Source organism: Sphingobacterium phlebotomi, assembly GCF_008180195.1.
Taxonomy (GTDB): domain Bacteria; phylum Bacteroidota; class Bacteroidia; order Sphingobacteriales; family Sphingobacteriaceae; genus Sphingobacterium; species Sphingobacterium phlebotomi.
Genome location: NZ_VTAV01000001.1, coordinates 707,100 through 724,563 on the forward strand (window position 1 = coordinate 707,100; position 17,464 = coordinate 724,563).

Below are 17,464 nucleotides of genomic sequence, written 5' to 3' on the forward strand. Positions count from 1 at the left end.
TAGTATTGTAGTTCGGCCCCAAAGTTAACGATTTAAATAAATTTAATTGTATTTAATGCGTAAAATAAAAAAGCACTTACCTGGGTAAGTGCCTTCTACTTGTAAAGCTATTTTTGAATTATAAACTGTCTTATTCAGCAACGATTTGCCCTTGCATGACACCGAAATGTCCTGGGAAACTACAGATATATGTATACACACCTTTCTCTAAGGTAAATGTGATTTTATCTTCTTCACCTGGCCCTAGTAATTTCGTGTGTGCTACGATAGAGCTTAAAGATGTTTTTGGGATATAATCATTGTCGGCAGCAGCAACGGCTTCCCCACCAAATGTAGCCACATCTACTCCCGGTTTTAGGATGACAAGGTTATGACCCATAGATTCTTTTGGCAGCTCTCCTACATTTTTTAATGTAAGTTGAACTTCTTCACCGGCCTTCACACGTAAAAGGTCTTTGTTAAATTTCATCTGGTCGTTGCCTTCTACGGCAAGCGTATTGGATAGTTCCACGTTTTCAATGCCCGGAACAGTTTCTGTTGTTGCACTTCCTGTTGTCGCTGTTTCTTCTGTTGTGGTTGACGTGCTTTTATTTTCAGAACCACCACAAGCCGCAAACGACAAAGCGATAGCAATCGCTGGAAAAACAAATAATCTTTTCATTTTAAAGAAAATTAAATATAAATATATGTATGCTTTGAACAAATTTAGTTAATATTATTTTATAATCAAGATATTATACCCTTTTTGAGATAAGTTTGTCGATTTTCTGATACAGATCCAAGGGATCGAAAGGTTTTCCGATAACGCTATCTGCTCCTGCTTCATATGCAGCCGCCTGTTCGTGTTGCAATACGGATGCAGAAATAGTAATGATGGGCGTATTGGCTTTATGCGGATTTGGATGCGCCTTGATTTCCTGTATTGCTTCAAAACCCGACATAACAGGCATGTGCGTGTCCATCATGATAAGATCGTAATCGTGTTGGTTTATATATTCAACAGCAATCCTCCCGTTTTTTACCACATCGACCTCGCAACCCCAGGACTTCAATATGTGCACGAGCATAAAACTATTTAATTCGTTGTCTTCTGCCACGAGGATTCGGACGTTATCAAATTTATGTAGGGATGAGATCGCTGTCGTATCTATTGTTTCTTCCTGCCTAAAATTGTCAACTTTTTCGAACGTGGCTTGGAACGAAAATGCAGATCCTTCTCCGTAAGCGCTTTTTGCTTCAATTTTTCCATGTAGCAAATCTGCTAACCGTTTTACGATAGCGAGCCCCAAGCCGGTACCGCCGTATTTTTTTGTGATGCCGTCGTCGCCCTGTTCGAATGCAAGGAATATCTTTTCGATAGCTTCTGGTTTGATACCTATCCCGGTATCGGTTACCGTAAACTTAATGGTACATTGTGAAGCCGCTTGGTCTACAACACTTGTTTGCAATGTGATTTTGCCTTCTTCTGTAAATTTTAAGGCATTCGATACAAAGTTGTCGATAATTTGTTGGATACGGATGGGGGAGCTCCTTATATATTCTGGTAATTGTGGGTCAATATCCATTTCGAATGCCAGATTTCTATCCAACGCCTTTATCTTGAAGAAATTGTCGATATCCATTAACTTCTTACGGATGGAAAAATTCTCGTATTCTATTTTCATCATACCCGAATCTATTTTGGAAATATCGAGGATATCGTTGATGATGAGTAAAAGCGAGTTTGAAGCATTGTCCAGCCGCTTGATCCAGTCGTGTTGTTCATTATTAAGCGGTGTATTTCGGAGGATGTGTATAATACCTACGATACCGTTAATCGGTGTCCTTATTTCATGACTCATGTTGGCCAGGAAACTCTCTTTAGATCTGCGGGCTTCTTCGGCTTCCTCTTTTGCAAGGATGAGTTGTCTCTGCGATTCCTCTAACGCAATGTTCTTTTGCTTGATTTCTTCCTGTATGTGGATTTGGCGCACAAAAGAGGTAACTTTCGCGACAGTTATCTCTGGATGGAGAGGTTTGTAAAGGTAATCTACCGCTCCACTTTCCAGTCCTTTCAGTAAGTATCTATCCTCTTTGGAAATCGCCGTTACCATAATGGCCATGATGTGGTTGGTCTTTGGATTTGATTTCAACAGCGAAACAAATTCAAAGCCATTTATTTCAGGCATTTGCACATCGACCAGAGCAATGGCAATATCATTTTTCCAGCAAATTTTAAGTGCCTCATTCGGATCGGTCGAGCTGATGATGTTGATATGGTCGACTTCTGAAAGCAAAGCAGATAAACTGATGATGTTTTCTTCCTTGTCATCTAAAATGAGAAGATTAACATGCTTCATGTTGATTTTATTTTAAATTTCTGAAATACGATATAATCTGTCGGTTACTGTATATCTCGACATGCCCATTGGCCTCAATAGCGTGCCTGGGCATCGTTGAAATTAAGGCTTCCGTGGGTGATTGTACAATAACTTTTGACCCCATCTGCTGCAACTGTTTTACACCGTCTGTACCATCTTGATTAGCGCCCGATAGTAAAAAGGCCGTACAATGATCAAGATATACTTCTGCTGCCGTCTCAAAAAGTACGTCGATAGACGGGCGAGAAAAACGAACACGTTCAGAGAGATCCAATGAAAATGTCTTATCCGGTTCTATTAACAAATGATAACCTGGTGCAGCAAAATATATCTCTCCTTTTAAGATAGTCGCTTTATCCTCGGCCTGGACAATCTTTTTTTTGAGCCTTGCAGAAAGCGTATCTTCTATCTTCGTGGTAAATTTGGGGTTACGATGAATAACAATGATAATGGCAGGAGAGAAAACCTCCGGTAAAGCCTCTATCATATCGATAATTAACGTGTATGAACCAGCGCTTCCTCCAATTAAAATGATGTCATTCGCTTTTTCCATCACTTTACTTTTTGATAAATGTTAAACTTTTTGTTAATCACTTTGAATTTGGACATAATTTCGTGATTGAACAACGTTTCTTTGGTGCCTAAACAGATAAAGCCAAATTTACTTAAGGATTCGTAGAATAAATGAAAGATACGGTTTTGCAACTCCAGATCGAAATAAATAAGCACATTGCGACAGGATATGAATTGAAATTCATTGAAGGTATAATCTGTGGCAAGGTTATGTTGTGAGAAAAGTATATTTTTCCGAATATCCGCATGGATAATAGCAGCATCATACATAGCCATATAATAATCTGATAAGCTTTTGAATGCGCCTGTGGCATTATAGTTCTCCGTATATAATTTGAAGTTTTTAAGCGGATAAATCGCTTTTTTGGCCGTTTCCACTACGTTGCCATTTACATCAGTACCATAGATAAAACTACGATTATATAAACCCGCCTCCGTTAACATAATTGCCAAAGAGTACACTTCTTCTCCAGTGGAACATCCGGCACTCCAAAATTTTAGGCGAGGAAAGGTTTCAAGATAGGGGAAGACATCCGTACGTAGTGCGGCATAATAAAGTGGATCCCGAAACATCTCCGTTACGTTTACCGTAATCTCGTTCATCAAATAGGTATGGAAACCTTCCACATTGATGATAGCATTCTTTAAGTCCACAACATCCATTCGCTCTAAATCCATCACACGTTGTATGCGGCGTTTTAGTGAAGATTTGCTGTAACCCATTAAATTAAAGCCAGAGACTTTCCCCACTAACTCGACAATCTCTTGGAGTTCCTGAAAACTGATATGGGATATGGTTAACTTAGCCATACGCGCATCAACGATACTAATTTGTCAATGTCGATTGGTTTGCTAATATAATCGTTTGCACCAATCTGTATAGATTTTTCTCGATCTCCTTGCATTGCCTTTGCGGTGACGGCTATAATAGGCAGATTAGCGTTCTGTTTATGTTCCCTTATTTTCTTTATGGCTTCGTAACCGTCCATTTCGGGCATCATAATATCCATCAGTATAATATCAATCTTTCCGATATTGTTGTTGGCAATCTCCACAGCCTCCAACCCGTTGTTTGCAATTTCAATTTCCATATTATACGCTTGGAGCGTAGTCGTTAAGGCAAAAACGTTGCGCATATCATCATCAGCAATCAATACCTTTTTTCCCTCCAAGCTACCCGGCTGCGGATTATTCTTTTTAAGCTTGTCGATATTCTTTATAGGTGTATAATCGTCCGAGCTGATTTTGTTGAGGAATAGCGTAACCTCGTCTATCAACCGGCTGTTGCTTTTACCTGACTTGAGCACCATCGCCTTCGTATGTAATCTAATGTGCTCTATCTGTTCCGTAGAAAGATCATAAGCTGTGTTAATAATAACGGGTGTTTCAGCATAGGAGGGTATGGATTTGATCTGGTCTAGCACATCCAATCCATTCGCATCAGGGAGTTTGATGTCCAATATCACGCAGTCAATATTTTGTTCCTCTTTGAGCTTACGGAGAGCAGATTGTGCGGAGAATGCTTGTAGAACATTAATATTATGTTCGGCAAATGCTGATTTTATAACATCGCTTTGAAATTCTTGGTCTTCAACCAATAATACTTTTTTGATGCTTTTGTTAATATTGAGCTGAATATTTTCAAAAGCTTTTCTCAACGCATCTTCAGAAATGGGTTTCGATAGAAAGCCAATAGCTCCTTTTTCAATAAACTCGCGTTGGTTGAAAGACGCAGCGGACATCATGTGGACAGGGATATGCTTTGTTTCAGCATCTGCTTTTAATGCGCGTAGTACTTCCCAACCATCGGATATGGGTAGCATGACATCCAATATGATGGCTTGAGGCTTAAACTGCTGCGCTTTTTGTATGCCATCGACACCGTTGTATGCTAACATAACCTGAAAACCATATAACTCGGCAAATTCACGCAGGATCTCCGCAAAATTAATGTCATCCTCCACAATCAACAATGTGCGCGTTGCATCTGTTGCGTCTTCATTGCTCACGGTAGCATTATTCAGCGTAGGAGGAGACGAGGATATATCTACTGGTTCTTCGTCAGGAATAGCGTTTGTTATCGATTGTTGTCTGGCCGATGTGACGTTCTTTCCGTTTGGATGGTAGGGGATGGTCAATGTAAACGTGCTTCCTTTGCCGATTTCACTTTCTAACGTGATCTGACCGCCCAATAATATGGCGATTTCACGACTGATAGATAAACCTAATCCTGTACCCCCGTATTTTCGGCTCGTAGAGCCGTCTTCTTGGCGAAACGCTTCAAAAATCAACTGTTGTTTTTCATTTGATATGCCTTTTCCAGTATCGGAAACGGCAAATTTTAAGTATTCTTCATCACGCGTGATGGCTAACTGAATCTTTCCGTTGTTATTCGTAAATTTGAAGGCATTCGAAAGAAAATTCTTAAGTACTTGCTCTAGCCGGTACTCATCACAAACAAAAGTTGAGGCGACATCCTCCTGAATAGTGATGTCAAATTGTATATCTTTTTTCTGAGCAACAGTGGTAAATAAACTTTCCATGTTGTCTGCAAATTCCGCGGTGCGGATAATATCTTTGTTAAGCTCTACTTTCCCTGCTTCAATCTTGGCGAGGTCTAATAGTTCGTTTATAAGTTGTAATAAATCGCTGCCCGCACTGTGGATAACAGAAGCATATTTAACTTGATCGGTGTTTAGATTTTCGGCTTTATTGTCTTGTAAAAGTTTTGCTAAAATCAAGATGCTATTTAGCGGTGTTCGAAGTTCATGGCTCATGTTCGCCATAAACTCCGATTTATATCTGCTCGCAAGCTCTACTTCCTTGATTTTTTCTTCCACGGTTTTCTGCGCTGCGTTCAGCTCTTCATTACGTGATACCAGTTGATTCGCCTTTTCTTCCAATTCGGTATTGGCTTGCTGCAATTCCTCTTGTTGCACACGTAGCTCTTCTTCCGAGGCTTCTAATAAATTCGTTTTATAGATCAGCTCTTCGTTGGTGATACGCAGTTCTTCCTGTTGCGCCTCCAATTCCTCCGTCTGTTGTTGTGTTTCCTCCAGGAGATTTTCCACCAATGTATGTTTCTGTCCACTTTTTATAGCAATGGCTAGAATATGTGCGATGCGTTCTACATAGCTACTGATTCTCGGTAGATCATCATCCGCATAGTTGCCGCCGATTTCGAGTACGCCCCATGTACGACCATCCTGCACACAAGGTGCTAACAGGATGACTTGAATCTGATTTGAACTGAGCGCGCTGGAAGAGCTGAATACATCCTCCACATTCTCTCGGAGAACCTTTAATTTTTTACTTTTTGCGACATGTCCCACTAAGCCTTCGCCTTCGAGAAAGATTTCGGGTAGTTTACCAGTGTGATCCACACCAATCTGTTGCTTTAACGCGTACTCATACGAATCTACCTTCTGTATATATAAAGCTGCAGCATGCGTGTCTATGGTTTCTAAAAGGGTTTCAAAAGCAATTTGGGCAATCTCGTTTTCATTATCAATGCCACTGATTCGTTCGTTAAGTTTGCTGGATTCTGTTAACACCCAATTGCTGTCTTCGATTTGCTTCTGGGCGGCTTTGATTTCCTTGTTTAATAAATGGGTCTCTTTAGAACGTTGCCCTAATTCATTCATCGTTTTTACAATCCTGTTGAGGATATAAATCAAGACCAGCATCAGAAAGCCTATTAATATATAGGTCCTGGTTTTTAAAGCCTCGACTGATTCATGGATTTCCTTCACACTGATAACTTTCACTCTTTCAATTTGCTTCCCAAGGTCGTTGAAAAAGTATACGGCAGCACCTATAATTAAGATATAGGTCATCGTTACCCCAATGAACAATTGCCATTTTAGGCGTACATCCTTTTTCATCAGTATAATTATTTATATTATTGTTTTTCTAAAGATAGATGCCCTTTGGGTACAAAAATAACAATTGACTGATATAAAGAGGTCTATATATGAAAATAATTTGTTCAATTAAGCTCTTGAAAGATTCCGCTTGAATTGTTCTTAGCCCGAGAAGGGTCACTTTAATTATAAATTAGGTTGCTTAAAATGCAAAATAAAATAATATCTTTAAGGAGTTACTTAATTAATATAATGTATGGGACCTGAAATTAGCTTAGTTTTAATTATTGTAGGGGGAGTTGTCGCTTTTTTTGTGCTGATATACTTGTTGCCGGTGAATCTTTGGTTTACAGCACAACTTTCCAATGTGAAAATCAGTCTTTTGAATTTGGTGTTGATGCGCTTGCGGAAGGTGCCGCCATCGCTAGTGACGAATGCGATGATCACATCGACAAAAGCGGGATTACGTATCTCCACGAATGATATCGAAACCCATTATCTCGCCGGAGGAAATGTGAATAAAGTGATCAAAGCGCTTATTTCGGCGGATAAAGCGAATATTCCCCTTAATTTTAAATTGGCTACTGCAATTGACCTTGCGGGGCGGGATGTTTTTGATGCGGTTCAGCTTTCGGTAAATCCTCAAGTTATTAACACGCCCCCTGTAGCAGCGGTAGCAAAGGACGGTATACAGTTGATTGCGAAAGCAAGAGTAACCGTGCGTGCCAATATCAATCAGCTTGTAGGTGGAGCTGGTGAGGAGACAATTTTAGCGCGGGTAGGCGAAGGGATTGTAACGACAATTGGATCGGCTGTAGACCATAAACAGGTGCTGGAAAATCCTGATAACATCTCCAAAACCGTGCTTTCCAAAGGTTTGGATTCGGGGACAGCATTTGAGATCTTATCGATTGACATTGCTGATATTGATATCGGGGAAAATGTGGGAGCTAAATTGCAGACCGACCAGGCAGAAGCAGATTTAAAAGTCGCGAATGCCCGAGCGGAGGAACGTCGTGCGATGGCCGTCGCTTCCGAACAAGAAATGCGTGCCAAGGCCCAAGAAGCAAGAGCAAAAGTAATAGAAGCGGAATCGCAAGTGCCGTTGGCTATGGCTGAAGCTTTCCGGAGTGGAAATCTGGGGGTAATGGACTACTATAAAATGCAGAATATGCAGGCTGATACAGAGATGCGATCTTCGATTTCTAAACCAACCTCGGGTGACAAAGGGAAATAAAACAAAACCCTGGCGATGGGCGCCAGGGTTTGCTACTAACCAATTATAAACCTAAATTATGAAAAGACAATTTTAATATTGTAATCTTTATTTGCTCTTTGATTACAATACAAAAGTACGTCTAAAAAAAATATTTGTCAAGGGTTTCGATGGTATAGTTGCCTATGTAACTAACATCTGACAAATTTCTGATGAAATGACGGGTTTTGATAAAAATTTGGCTTGATTAATTAACTATTTTTATGGTTTTACGACAGTTCGCCCACATTAAAGTTCTTTTGCTGGATGTAGATGGCGTGCTTACGGACGGCTCTGTGCTTGTTACAGAGCAAGGTGAGCAATTAAGACGATTTTCTATTAAAGATGGGTATGCTATACAACTGGCTATAAAACGTGGTCTTCGTATTTGTATTATCAGCGGCGGAAAGTCGCAAGGTGTATTGCACCGTCTCCGTGGACTTGGTGTGGAAGATATTTATCTCGGCGTCACCGATAAGTTGGCATTAATGGGGGAAATTATTATCCGTTACGATGTCGCGTTAGCGGAAGTCGGTTTTATGGGAGATGATATACCAGATTTGGCGTGTTTAAAGCAGGTCGGATTACCCATGTGCCCACAGGATGCTGTGGAAGAAATAAAAGCCGTTGCACGTTATGTTTCACCGAAAAACGGTGGAGAAGGTTGTGTTCGAGATGTTATTGAGAAAATCTTGAAACTACAGAAAAAATGGTATCACGAAGATAATATAAAAAGTAACTAAATGCCCATAAACACGCTTAAAGATATCCCGATAATCTTGGGATCACAATCACCTCGACGGAAAGAACTTCTGCAAAAAATGGGATTTGATTTTCAAGTGATCGTCAAGGAGACGGATGAACATTTTGACGAACAGCAATCGCCTCAGGAGATTGTAAAACATATTGCCATTAATAAGATTTTAGGCTTTGATAGCATTTCCTTCCATGATGCATTGGTTATCACAGCGGATACAGTGGTTGTGTGCCGAGGTAATATATTAGGAAAGCCCCGCGATGAGAAAGAAGCATTTCAGATGCTGAATCAGCTACAGGGAGATAGTCATACCGTATTGACAGCGGTGGCCTTGCAGTACCAAGGAAAATTACATTCCTTCGTTGAGGAAACCCGGGTAGCATTTTATCCGCTATCGGAGCAAGAAATCCTTTTTTATCTGGAAAATTATCGTCCGTTTGATAAAGCAGGTTCCTATGGTATTCAGGAATGGATTGGGTTTATCGGGATCAAATCTATTACGGGGTCGTATGAAAATGTGGTAGGATTACCAACGGCACGATTATATCAAGAGATGAAAAAATTATAGGGGCAAAATTTTTGCCCCTATATACATTATTTAATATTATAACGCACCCCCGTATAAAACATCCGACCTGTGATCGGACCCCATAGCAGGTTCGTGTCAAAATGGTTGCCGAAAGGTTCTTCAAACGCCAAGATCGGGTCTTTCTGGTAGAAGTTTGTTAAATTTTCTCCACCCAAATATATAGTGAAGTTTTTGTCTGCGCCGAAGCTTTTGCTGATTTGTGCATTCATGGTAACATACGCATCAGAATAGGTCGCCAGCTGATATTCAACGGGATTGTCTACGGTAGACGGAAGACGTTTTTTACCCACCACATTCAATGTGTAATCAAAACTCCATCCACTATGTAAGTTGTATCCCATATTGACGAAACCTCTGTGCTTGGCTGTCAATGGTTTTTGTAGACGTCCGTCTTGATAGTCTGTCTGTACGTCCAGTAACCTGTACGCCATTCTTGTTTCGAAGTGCTGCGCCGGCATAAATCTAAATTCAGCTTGTAAACTATTGGAGTATGATTTGCCTTCTAGATTATAGAATGCCACCGTTCTAGGGTTCTCCCAATCTACAACTACCTGATTGGTGAAGTTGTTGTGAAAGAGTTCGAGGGATACACCCGATTCTCTCCCAAATAATTGGAAATCTTGATCAAAAGTAAGGCCGGTGTTCCAAGATACTTCCGGTTTTAGCCCATAGGCAGTGCCGTTTTGGTTGGTAAGCTGCGTGTAGTCTATCGCGCGGCTCGATGCGAATATGCCCAGATTTTCTGCAAATATATTCGCTGTTCGCTGTCCCCTTCCGGAGCTTAAGCGGAACGTCGTGGTGTTAGTGGGCGCATAACGAAGTACAGCCCTTGGAGTTGTAAACCAACCGTAAATGCTATTATAGTCTTGACGAAGACCTAATACTGCGTCGAATTTCTCACTAGGGGTATAGGTGTATTCGAGAAATGCTCCCGAGACGGTTTCCGTTCTGTTAAAATCGTATTGAAGGATATTTTCATTGTATTTATCGTACGACACGGAAAATCCAGCTCTGTATTTATGATTTACATTGCCGATGACATCTTGATAAAGCAAGTTGGCATAGCCGCTATTTTGCTCATTATCATAGGTCGTTAAACCAAAAAAGCTGTTTTGGCGGAAATGTGATCCGGAGAGTTGTAAGCCTATGCTACGGAGTTTGTTGCTTGGGAAAACATAACCAATCTTCGCAAAACCTTCCACACGGTCGATATCGAACCCCAGTCCGTAACGATTGGTGGTTAACTTGTCGGTGTTTTTATTAAAATCGATTTCTCCTCCGGTACGGTCATCACTTAAATATTTGATGCCAAACTGTGCGATTAGACCCTTGCCATCTTCATAATGCCATCTGTTGATACCCGAAAAAGTATTACCCACAGGCATATCTCTAAAGCCGTTATTGCTGAAATTCATGTTCTTGTTGTACATGAAATTATCATGTAACAAGAGGCCTACAGACCATTTGTCATTTATTTTTTGAGCCAGATTTAAATTGACATCCGTACGTCCCATGTTATTGGCATACGCATTAAAATAGAGGCGATCTGTGTGATGTGGTTTTTTCAATTCTACATTGATTTGTCCCGACATGCTTTCAAATCCGTTCGCTACTGATCCCATACCTTTGCTGATGTGTATAGCTTCAATCCATGGTCCGGCCATACTATTTAATCCCAGTGGTGACGCGAATCCCCGCGGGCCGGGGAGGTTCTCCACCGTTAATTGAGTGTAAATACCACTTAAGCCTAATAGTTGGACTTGCTTGGCACCTGTTACCGCATCACTCGCGACTACATCCACAGAGGCGTTTGTCTCAAAACTTTCGCTAAGATCACAACAAGCGGCTTTAAACAGTTCTCTGGCCGTAATTGTCTCCACGCGGTTAGCGTTCAATTTATCGACATAAGCTGTGCGTTGCCTTCTGGAAACGACCACCTCTCCTAAGACATTATCTTTTGCGTGGATCACCAATATCTCATGTAGATTCTTTACTTCGATGGTGTCGGGCTGCATGCCAGCGTAGCTCACTATGAGATGTCTGTAGCCTTTTTCATGTTTGATGTCAAACACACCCTCTCCATTACTTTGCTTTTGTGACGCTTTATTTTCCAACCAATGCACGTTTACACCCGCAATGGGTGTGAGATCACCGCGATTATTTTCTTGTACCACGACACCACGAACAATGTGTTCATGGTCATGGTTATGATGGTCATCATCATGTTCGTCGGTGCTTTTTTCCCCGCCGAGTCGGTCGTATAAACAGCACTGATGGAGCTTTTCATAAACTTCTTGCTTAGCTCGTGTTTCATCGGTATCATGTCCGGCGTCGGCAATCGACTGCTTAATGTTTTTTGCGGAAATAACACTTGGATTGAAAACTACTGTCGCCATACCATCTTGTAAATTCCATGTGGCTTGCGAAACACCGTTGATTTTCGCTGCTTTCTCAATCCGTTGTTTACACATGGCACAATTTCCCGCTACTTCAAAAGTGATGGTGCTATCTTGCTTGGCAAAACTGATGCTGTATATACTGATAAAAAGTAAAGTGAACAGTCCTTTATATATTCGATTCATTATATTTTGTCATTTGATTATTGTTAAAATAAATAGACTAACATTCCTTGGTTTCCTTATAAAATGGAAATGGAATAGTATCGCTGTTTTAATCCTTTAACAATGAAAATCAAATTCGGAAGTTACAATGAAGAAGATAGGTCGGTGCGGATCGTTTTGCCAGCAGGAACTGATCAGGTCCGGTGTTTATTTTTTGTGTGTCAACATGTGGTTGAAAAACCACTAGCCAAATGATAGAGAGCGTCGCTGGCGATAATGTCATGAAATTAAAAGAGGAAGGTGTACTTTCAACCTCTTCTTGTCCTTTCTTTAAATCAATTCTGATGTCTTTGCAGCAATTGTCACCTTTCATATCACACGTATGAGATGAAGACGACTCTTTTTCATGTTCATGATCCAAACAAATAGGACAACTTTGATGATGTTCCGCAGCGTTATCTTGTAGCATGATTAAGGAGCCTCCATGACATTGGTGCATATAGACCGTAGCCCCTGTGCAAGTCAAGGTGTAAAAAAATAAAATTATGCTCGATAAGAATGCTCTCATTAAAACAAAGGTAGGAAAGATTTTCTATCTCTAAAAAGTTGTGTAAAAAAAATAGGATTAAGGTATTGCATTTGCGTAAAGAAGATATTAAATTTATATCATCATAAAACTAATCGATATGGAGCAACTACTGTCTGAGCCTAGGGTTCTTCTCTCTTTAGCGGCGTCACTCTTAATCATAGCTATTGGTATATTTAAGGTATACTCCAGATATGTAAAAGAACCGTAAGAGACACCTGGAGGAAATCGAGAATTTACGTTCTCAATCTTTATAGCCTGCCCTGAAACGGAGCTTAAGGACAGACTATAAAGATGTTGATGTTATTTATGCCGTTTTGATACTTTTAATAAAAGGTTCTATCTTATCCGTATAGTTGTCGTCTGACAATAATCGAACAAAAGCACTGCCAATAATAGCACCTTTAGCATAGTTGGTGGCCTTTTGAAAGGTACCCTTATCGGAAATTCCGAATCCGATAACCAATGGGTTCTTTAAGTTCATATCTTTCAAGCGTTGAAAATACTGCCCTGCTTGTTCACCCACTTCTAGATTTTTACCAGTGGTCGCATTGGACGATAGAAGGTAAATAAAGCAATTAGAGAGGTTGTCTATTTTCCGTATCCGTTCATCGGATGTTTGTGGTGTAACCAAAAAAATATTACTGATATTGTATTGCTTAAATATATTTTGATAAAGATCCTCATATTCGTATATGGGCAAATCTGGGATAATGGCACCATTCACACCTACTTCCTGGCAAGATTTGCAAAAGTTTTCTACGCCGTATTGCAAGACCGTATTAAAGTATCCCATCAGAAAAACGGGAATGGATACGCGTGACCTTAGTTCTCCCAACTGTTGAAAAAGCAGTTGAAGTGTCATGCCATTTTTTAAGGCAACCTCCGAGCTATGCTGGATAACAGGTCCATCTGCTACAGGGTCGGAATAGGGAAAACCAATTTCGAGGAAATCTGCTCCGGCTTGTTCTAATTTTTCAGCGATAGCAATCGTACTATCCAAATGCGGATAGCCCGCCGTATAATAGATGGATAAGAGTCCTTTTGATGTATCGTTTGTAAATATATCTTGTGTTTGCATAGTGTTAAAATCCAAAATATTTCATATAGTTATCCAAATCCTTATCTCCGCGACCTGATAAACAGATCACGACATTTTCCTTACCTTGAAAGGTCATCTTTTCCAAGTAGGCTAAGGCATGTGAACTTTCGATTGCTGGTATGATACCTTCTAATTTTGTGAGCAACAATCCAGCTTGCATCGCTTCGTCATCGGTAATACTGACATACTTTCCACGCCCACTTTTATACAGCCAGGCATGTTGAGGTCCGATGCCTGGATAATCTAATCCGGCGGAGATAGAGTAGGGCTCGACGACTTGACCGTCTTGCGTCTGCATGAGAATAGAACGGCTTCCATGCAATACCCCCTCCTTACCTAAAGCGGTTGTGGCCGCAGATTCTCCACTGTCTACACCGTGCCCTGCTGCTTCCACAGCGATAAGCTGTACTTCCTCATCCTCTAGAAAATGATAGAACATTCCCGCCGCATTCGAACCGCCACCCACACAGGCAAGAACGTAGTCCGGTAAACTATTGCCGGTTTTTTCGGCAAGTTGCTTTTTCGTTTCTTCGGATATAATAGATTGAAAGCGGGCAACTAAATCGGGGTAGGGGTGCGGTCCCACTACCGAGCCAATAATATAATGCGTATCTACGGGGTTGTTTATCCAATCGCGTAATGCCTCATTGGTGGCGTCTTTCAAAGTCTTGCTGCCAGACTGTGCCGCAACTACGGTAGCACCCATCATTTTCATACGGGCTACATTGGGTGCCTGGCGTTGGATGTCGATCTCGCCCATATATACGACACATTCTAGTCCTTTTAGTGCACATACGGTAGCCGTAGCGACCCCATGTTGGCCTGCACCGGTTTCCGCTATAATCCTTTTTTTGCCCAGACGTTCTGCCAAGAGAATCTGTCCGATCGTGTTATTGATTTTGTGTGCTCCTGTATGATTGAGATCTTCTCGTTTTAGAAAGATGTTTGCGCCATAACGTGTTGACAAACGTTTGGCAAGGTACAAGGGCGAGGGACGTCCTACATAATCTTTCAGCAGTTCCTGAAATTCTTGTTGAAAGCTCTCTTCTTGCATAATCTCCATGTATTTTTTTTGGAGTTCCGCTACATTTGGATACAACATTTCGGGGATGTAAGCACCTCCAAATGGGCCATAATATCCTTTTTCGTTTACGTGATATTTACTCATGTCTGATTATTTTCAATGCTTGCTGTAATTTATCAATGTCTTTTAATCCCGGTTTTATTTCAAATTTTGAGTTGATGTCTAAACCGATCAAGCGCTCGTCTGTAATAGTTAATGCACTTGGGATATTGGTGAGGTCGAGTCCGCCACTTAGAAAATAGGGAACATCATAAGGATAGCTTTTCAATAATTCCCAGTCGAAAACACGACCCGTCCCGCCATGTTGTGGACTGCTGGTGTCAAAAAGGAAATAATCGACGATGCCCACGTAGGGAGCGAGGATTTCCCATGATGTGTCAGTATTAATCCCGAATGCCTTGATGATTTCAATATGCGCTGTTTTTACTTGTTCACAGAACATAGGTGATTCTTGTCCATGTAATTGTAAGGCTTGCAGCCCCTGGGCTATTTTTTTATCTATATACGTTTTCTCTGCATTTACGAATACACCCGTTTTTTTAATTTGATCGGGAATGGGAATGTTTGGAAGTTCCGGTGTATAACGGGCTGATTTTTCATAAAAGATGAACCCCATGTAGTCGATGGGAAGCAAGCTGAGCGCCTGAATATTTGTCGGCTCGCGCATACCACATACTTTTATTTTTAAATCTTTCATGTTATGCGGAAATCAATTTATGAAAACTTTGGAACGCTTTTTTTCCTAACAAGGATGATTCTGCTTCGTAATAACAATCTCCGAATGTTTTTTCAGGGTGTATCGTCTTTATGGCAAAAGCGGCGTTAGTCAGTACCACATTGTTTTGCTTTTCGTTGCCTTCTCCACCGATTATACGATGAAAGATAGCCGCCGCTTCTTCCACGGTATCTCCTCCTGCGAGGTCGATCGGAGCTATCGGAGAAAAACCGAGGTCTTCAACCTTAATATATTTCTCTCCTTGATTATCGATGATTTTAAAATCACCTGTGAGCGATATTTCGTCATAACCATCCAGCGCATGGATAACGCTATACTGCTTGGATGTTTTTTGATAGAGATAATTGTATAGACGAGCAAGTTCCAGACTAAACACACCCACAGCTTGAAATTTAGGGTTTGTGGGATTGGTAAGTGGACCTAACATGTTGAAGAATGTTTTAACGCCTAATGCCCGTCGGATCGGTGCAACTGTTTTCATGGCAGGATGGAAAAGCGGAGCATGCAAAAAACAGATGTGGGCCTCATCCAACTGACGCTGAAGCGCATCACGATTGTTGGTAAACGTATAGCCCAAATATTCCATGACGTTGGAAGATCCACAGCCCGAAGAGACGCCTACGTTGCCGTGCTTCGCCACGTGATAGCCTGCTCCTGCTACAACAAAGGATGCCAGTGTGGAAATATTAAACGTGTTTTTACCATCTCCACCAGTACCGCATAAATCAATCAAGTCATATCCCGGAAATTCTACCTTATGACAGAGGTCATACATCGCGTTGCGAAAGCCGCTAAGCTCCTCTACACGGATACTTCGCATGCCGTATATCGTCATAAAAGCCGCTATTTGATGCGAATCGTATTTTCCAGTCGCGATATTCGTAAGAATAGTATATGCTTCTTCCGTTGTGAATGTTTTATACTCAAATAAATGAGCTAGTATTTCTTTCATATCATGCAAAACAAAGTCTATAAAAAAAGGCTTGCCTAATCTTTAGGCAAGCCCACTATTTTTTGATGTAAAAATTTCAAGCAATAGGTTTTTGCCACAACATTAACTGTTGTGCCACCACCAAGCTCTATTTACACTGTTTGATTTCATTTTTATTACTATACAATAGCAAATGTCTAATATTTGTTAATCAAATGCAAGAAAAAATGTGAAAATTATCTAAAAAGATGCCTGTAGACTCCTATTAATACGTTACAAAGTGCGCTTGGTTATCGCCTTTAGATACCAGTGTAAACGATGCGATTTTATCCTGTGCGATATAAACGGCGAGCATCTGACGTTTGCGGTAATGTAAAAAATACATTTTAGCTGTCGGTTTTCCCTCGGGGTCGATATCACGAGTTCCTCGCTTAGGTAATTCTTGGAATGGAATATAGGCTATTTCATCGAGGTTTTTGGGTTGGAGATTGATGCGTATTTCTTCTATACTAGCTTCCAGATAGTCGTATTCTTCATCTGTTTCTGTCTGCTCCAACAATACATGTCTGCTCAGAATGATGTCCGGGCGTAGTGTTTCGTCCGCTACGTCCGCAATAAAATCTTTAATACGTTTAATGTCATCTTGCGTGGACGTTTCAGTGGTTTGTGCTGTAACGTGTGCGACGGAACAGAAGAGGAGAAAACTTGATAATATTTTTAACATAAAAAGCTTACTTTATGTAAATAAGACAGCTTTTCAAAGAGAAGGATTAATACCTTCTCTTTTTAATATTCGTCTTCGTTAAAGAAGAAATCGTCTTTTGTTGGATAGTCTGGCCAAATCTCTTCGATGTTTTCGTAAGGCTCTCCATCATCCTCCAGCGCTTGCAGGTTTTCAATAACCTCAACTGGAGCTCCTGAACGAATACCATAGTCAATTAACTCATCCTTAGTTGCTGGCCATGGTGCGTCTTCTAAATGTGAAGCAAGTTCTAGTGTCCAATACATATATCTACTATTTTAGTGAATTCCTTTTTTTCGCAAAAATAACATTATTATCCACTAAA

General features: G+C 40.7%; 16 protein-coding genes. 3 read left to right on the forward strand and 13 right to left on the reverse strand.

Annotated features, from left to right (window positions below; all coding sequences use genetic code 11):
* Positions 1–130: 130 nt before the first annotated feature.
* The 5 genes from FXV77_RS02570 to FXV77_RS02590 form a co-directional block, all read right to left on the reverse strand.
* Complete coding sequence (locus FXV77_RS02570; RefSeq protein WP_148917647.1) at positions 131–661, reverse strand: plastocyanin/azurin family copper-binding protein; 531 nt, start codon at positions 659–661, stop codon at positions 131–133.
* 73 nt (positions 662–734) lie between these two features.
* A complete protein-coding gene (locus tag FXV77_RS02575; RefSeq protein ID WP_148917648.1) occupies positions 735–2,339 on the reverse strand; it encodes a response regulator in 1,605 nt (534 codons plus the stop codon).
* A 7-nt stretch (positions 2,340–2,346) separates the two neighbouring features.
* Complete coding sequence (locus FXV77_RS02580; RefSeq protein WP_148917649.1) at positions 2,347–2,913, reverse strand: chemotaxis protein CheB; 567 nt, start codon at positions 2,911–2,913, stop codon at positions 2,347–2,349.
* Positions 2,913–3,743: a CheR family methyltransferase gene (locus FXV77_RS02585; protein WP_148917650.1), complete on the reverse strand. Its 831-nt coding sequence runs from the start codon at positions 3,741–3,743 to the stop codon at positions 2,913–2,915. Before FXV77_RS02585 ends, FXV77_RS02580 begins: the two co-directional genes overlap by 1 nt.
* Positions 3,731–6,817, reverse strand: a complete 3,087-nt coding sequence (locus tag FXV77_RS02590) for a response regulator (protein ID WP_148917651.1) — start codon at positions 6,815–6,817, stop codon at positions 3,731–3,733. The genes FXV77_RS02585 and FXV77_RS02590 overlap by 13 nt, the downstream gene beginning before the upstream one ends.
* A gap of 235 nt (positions 6,818–7,052) precedes the next feature.
* Here FXV77_RS02590 and floA point away from each other — a divergent pair, with 235 nt between their 5' ends.
* The 3 genes from floA to FXV77_RS02605 all read left to right on the forward strand — a co-directional run bounded on the left by floA (position 7,053) and on the right by FXV77_RS02605 (position 9,376).
* Positions 7,053–8,033, forward strand: a complete 981-nt coding sequence (gene floA / locus FXV77_RS02595) for a flotillin-like protein FloA (protein ID WP_148917652.1) — start codon at positions 7,053–7,055, stop codon at positions 8,031–8,033.
* 242 nt (positions 8,034–8,275) lie between these two features.
* The gene (locus FXV77_RS02600) at positions 8,276–8,794 is read left to right on the forward strand and encodes a KdsC family phosphatase (protein ID WP_148917653.1); all 519 of its coding nucleotides are present in this window, start codon (positions 8,276–8,278) and stop codon (positions 8,792–8,794) included.
* On the forward strand, positions 8,795–9,376 hold the full coding sequence (locus tag FXV77_RS02605) for a Maf family protein (protein WP_148917654.1): 582 nt from the start codon (positions 8,795–8,797) through the stop codon (positions 9,374–9,376). It begins immediately after the preceding gene.
* Positions 9,377–9,402: 26 nt separating this feature from the next.
* Here FXV77_RS02605 and FXV77_RS02610 read toward each other — a convergent pair whose 3' ends face one another.
* The 8 genes from FXV77_RS02610 to FXV77_RS02645 form a co-directional block, all read right to left on the reverse strand.
* Entirely contained in the window at positions 9,403–11,979 is a 2,577-nt protein-coding gene (locus FXV77_RS02610) for a TonB-dependent receptor domain-containing protein (protein ID WP_148917655.1), read from the reverse strand.
* A gap of 109 nt (positions 11,980–12,088) precedes the next feature.
* Positions 12,089–12,427 (reverse strand): hypothetical protein, encoded by a 339-nt coding sequence (locus FXV77_RS02615; protein ID WP_148917656.1) that lies wholly within the window; start codon positions 12,425–12,427, stop codon positions 12,089–12,091.
* 424 nt (positions 12,428–12,851) lie between these two features.
* Entirely contained in the window at positions 12,852–13,625 is a 774-nt protein-coding gene (trpA, locus tag FXV77_RS02620; protein WP_148917657.1) for a tryptophan synthase subunit alpha, read from the reverse strand.
* A gap of 4 nt (positions 13,626–13,629) precedes the next feature.
* Positions 13,630–14,814 (reverse strand): tryptophan synthase subunit beta, encoded by a 1,185-nt coding sequence (trpB, locus tag FXV77_RS02625; protein ID WP_148917658.1) that lies wholly within the window; start codon positions 14,812–14,814, stop codon positions 13,630–13,632.
* Positions 14,807–15,427 (reverse strand): phosphoribosylanthranilate isomerase, encoded by a 621-nt coding sequence (locus FXV77_RS02630; protein WP_148917659.1) that lies wholly within the window; start codon positions 15,425–15,427, stop codon positions 14,807–14,809. The genes trpB and FXV77_RS02630 overlap by 8 nt, the downstream gene beginning before the upstream one ends.
* A 1-nt stretch (position 15,428) precedes the next feature.
* Positions 15,429–16,418 (reverse strand): anthranilate phosphoribosyltransferase, encoded by a 990-nt coding sequence (trpD, locus tag FXV77_RS02635; RefSeq protein WP_148917660.1) that lies wholly within the window; start codon positions 16,416–16,418, stop codon positions 15,429–15,431.
* Positions 16,419–16,662: 244 nt separating this feature from the next.
* Positions 16,663–17,121 carry a hypothetical protein gene (locus FXV77_RS02640; RefSeq protein WP_148917661.1) on the reverse strand — a complete coding sequence of 153 codons (459 nt, stop codon included), beginning with the start codon at positions 17,119–17,121 and terminating at the stop codon, positions 16,663–16,665.
* Between the two features lie 62 nt (positions 17,122–17,183).
* Positions 17,184–17,405 carry a DUF2795 domain-containing protein gene (locus FXV77_RS02645; protein ID WP_017258669.1) on the reverse strand — a complete coding sequence of 74 codons (222 nt, stop codon included), beginning with the start codon at positions 17,403–17,405 and terminating at the stop codon, positions 17,184–17,186.
* Positions 17,406–17,464 lie beyond the last annotated feature (59 nt).

Bases quoted from the DNA above. Each gene is read 5' to 3' on its own strand.
- FXV77_RS02570 (WP_148917647.1), bottom strand. From the start codon at position 661: ATGAAAAGATTATTTGTTTTTCCAGCGATTGCTATCGCTTTGTCGTTT.
- FXV77_RS02575 (WP_148917648.1), bottom strand. From the start codon at position 2,339: ATGAAGCATGTTAATCTTCTCATTTTAGATGACAAGGAAGAAAACATC.
- FXV77_RS02580 (WP_148917649.1), bottom strand. From the start codon at position 2,913: ATGGAAAAAGCGAATGACATCATTTTAATTGGAGGAAGCGCTGGTTCA.
- FXV77_RS02585 (WP_148917650.1), bottom strand. From the start codon at position 3,743: ATGGCTAAGTTAACCATATCCCATATCAGTTTTCAGGAACTCCAAGAG.
- FXV77_RS02590 (WP_148917651.1), bottom strand. From the start codon at position 6,817: ATGAAAAAGGATGTACGCCTAAAATGGCAATTGTTCATTGGGGTAACG.
- floA (WP_148917652.1), top strand. From the start codon at position 7,053: ATGGGACCTGAAATTAGCTTAGTTTTAATTATTGTAGGGGGAGTTGTC.
- FXV77_RS02600 (WP_148917653.1), top strand. From the start codon at position 8,276: ATGGTTTTACGACAGTTCGCCCACATTAAAGTTCTTTTGCTGGATGTA.
- FXV77_RS02605 (WP_148917654.1), top strand. From the start codon at position 8,795: ATGCCCATAAACACGCTTAAAGATATCCCGATAATCTTGGGATCACAA.
- FXV77_RS02610 (WP_148917655.1), bottom strand. From the start codon at position 11,979: ATGAATCGAATATATAAAGGACTGTTCACTTTACTTTTTATCAGTATA.
- FXV77_RS02615 (WP_148917656.1), bottom strand. From the start codon at position 12,427: ATGCTACAAGATAACGCTGCGGAACATCATCAAAGTTGTCCTATTTGT.
- trpA (WP_148917657.1), bottom strand. From the start codon at position 13,625: ATGCAAACACAAGATATATTTACAAACGATACATCAAAAGGACTCTTA.
- trpB (WP_148917658.1), bottom strand. From the start codon at position 14,814: ATGAGTAAATATCACGTAAACGAAAAAGGATATTATGGCCCATTTGGA.
- FXV77_RS02630 (WP_148917659.1), bottom strand. From the start codon at position 15,427: ATGAAAGATTTAAAAATAAAAGTATGTGGTATGCGCGAGCCGACAAAT.
- trpD (WP_148917660.1), bottom strand. From the start codon at position 16,418: ATGAAAGAAATACTAGCTCATTTATTTGAGTATAAAACATTCACAACG.
- FXV77_RS02640 (WP_148917661.1), bottom strand. From the start codon at position 17,121: ATGTTAAAAATATTATCAAGTTTTCTCCTCTTCTGTTCCGTCGCACAC.
- FXV77_RS02645 (WP_017258669.1), bottom strand. From the start codon at position 17,405: ATGTATTGGACACTAGAACTTGCTTCACATTTAGAAGACGCACCATGG.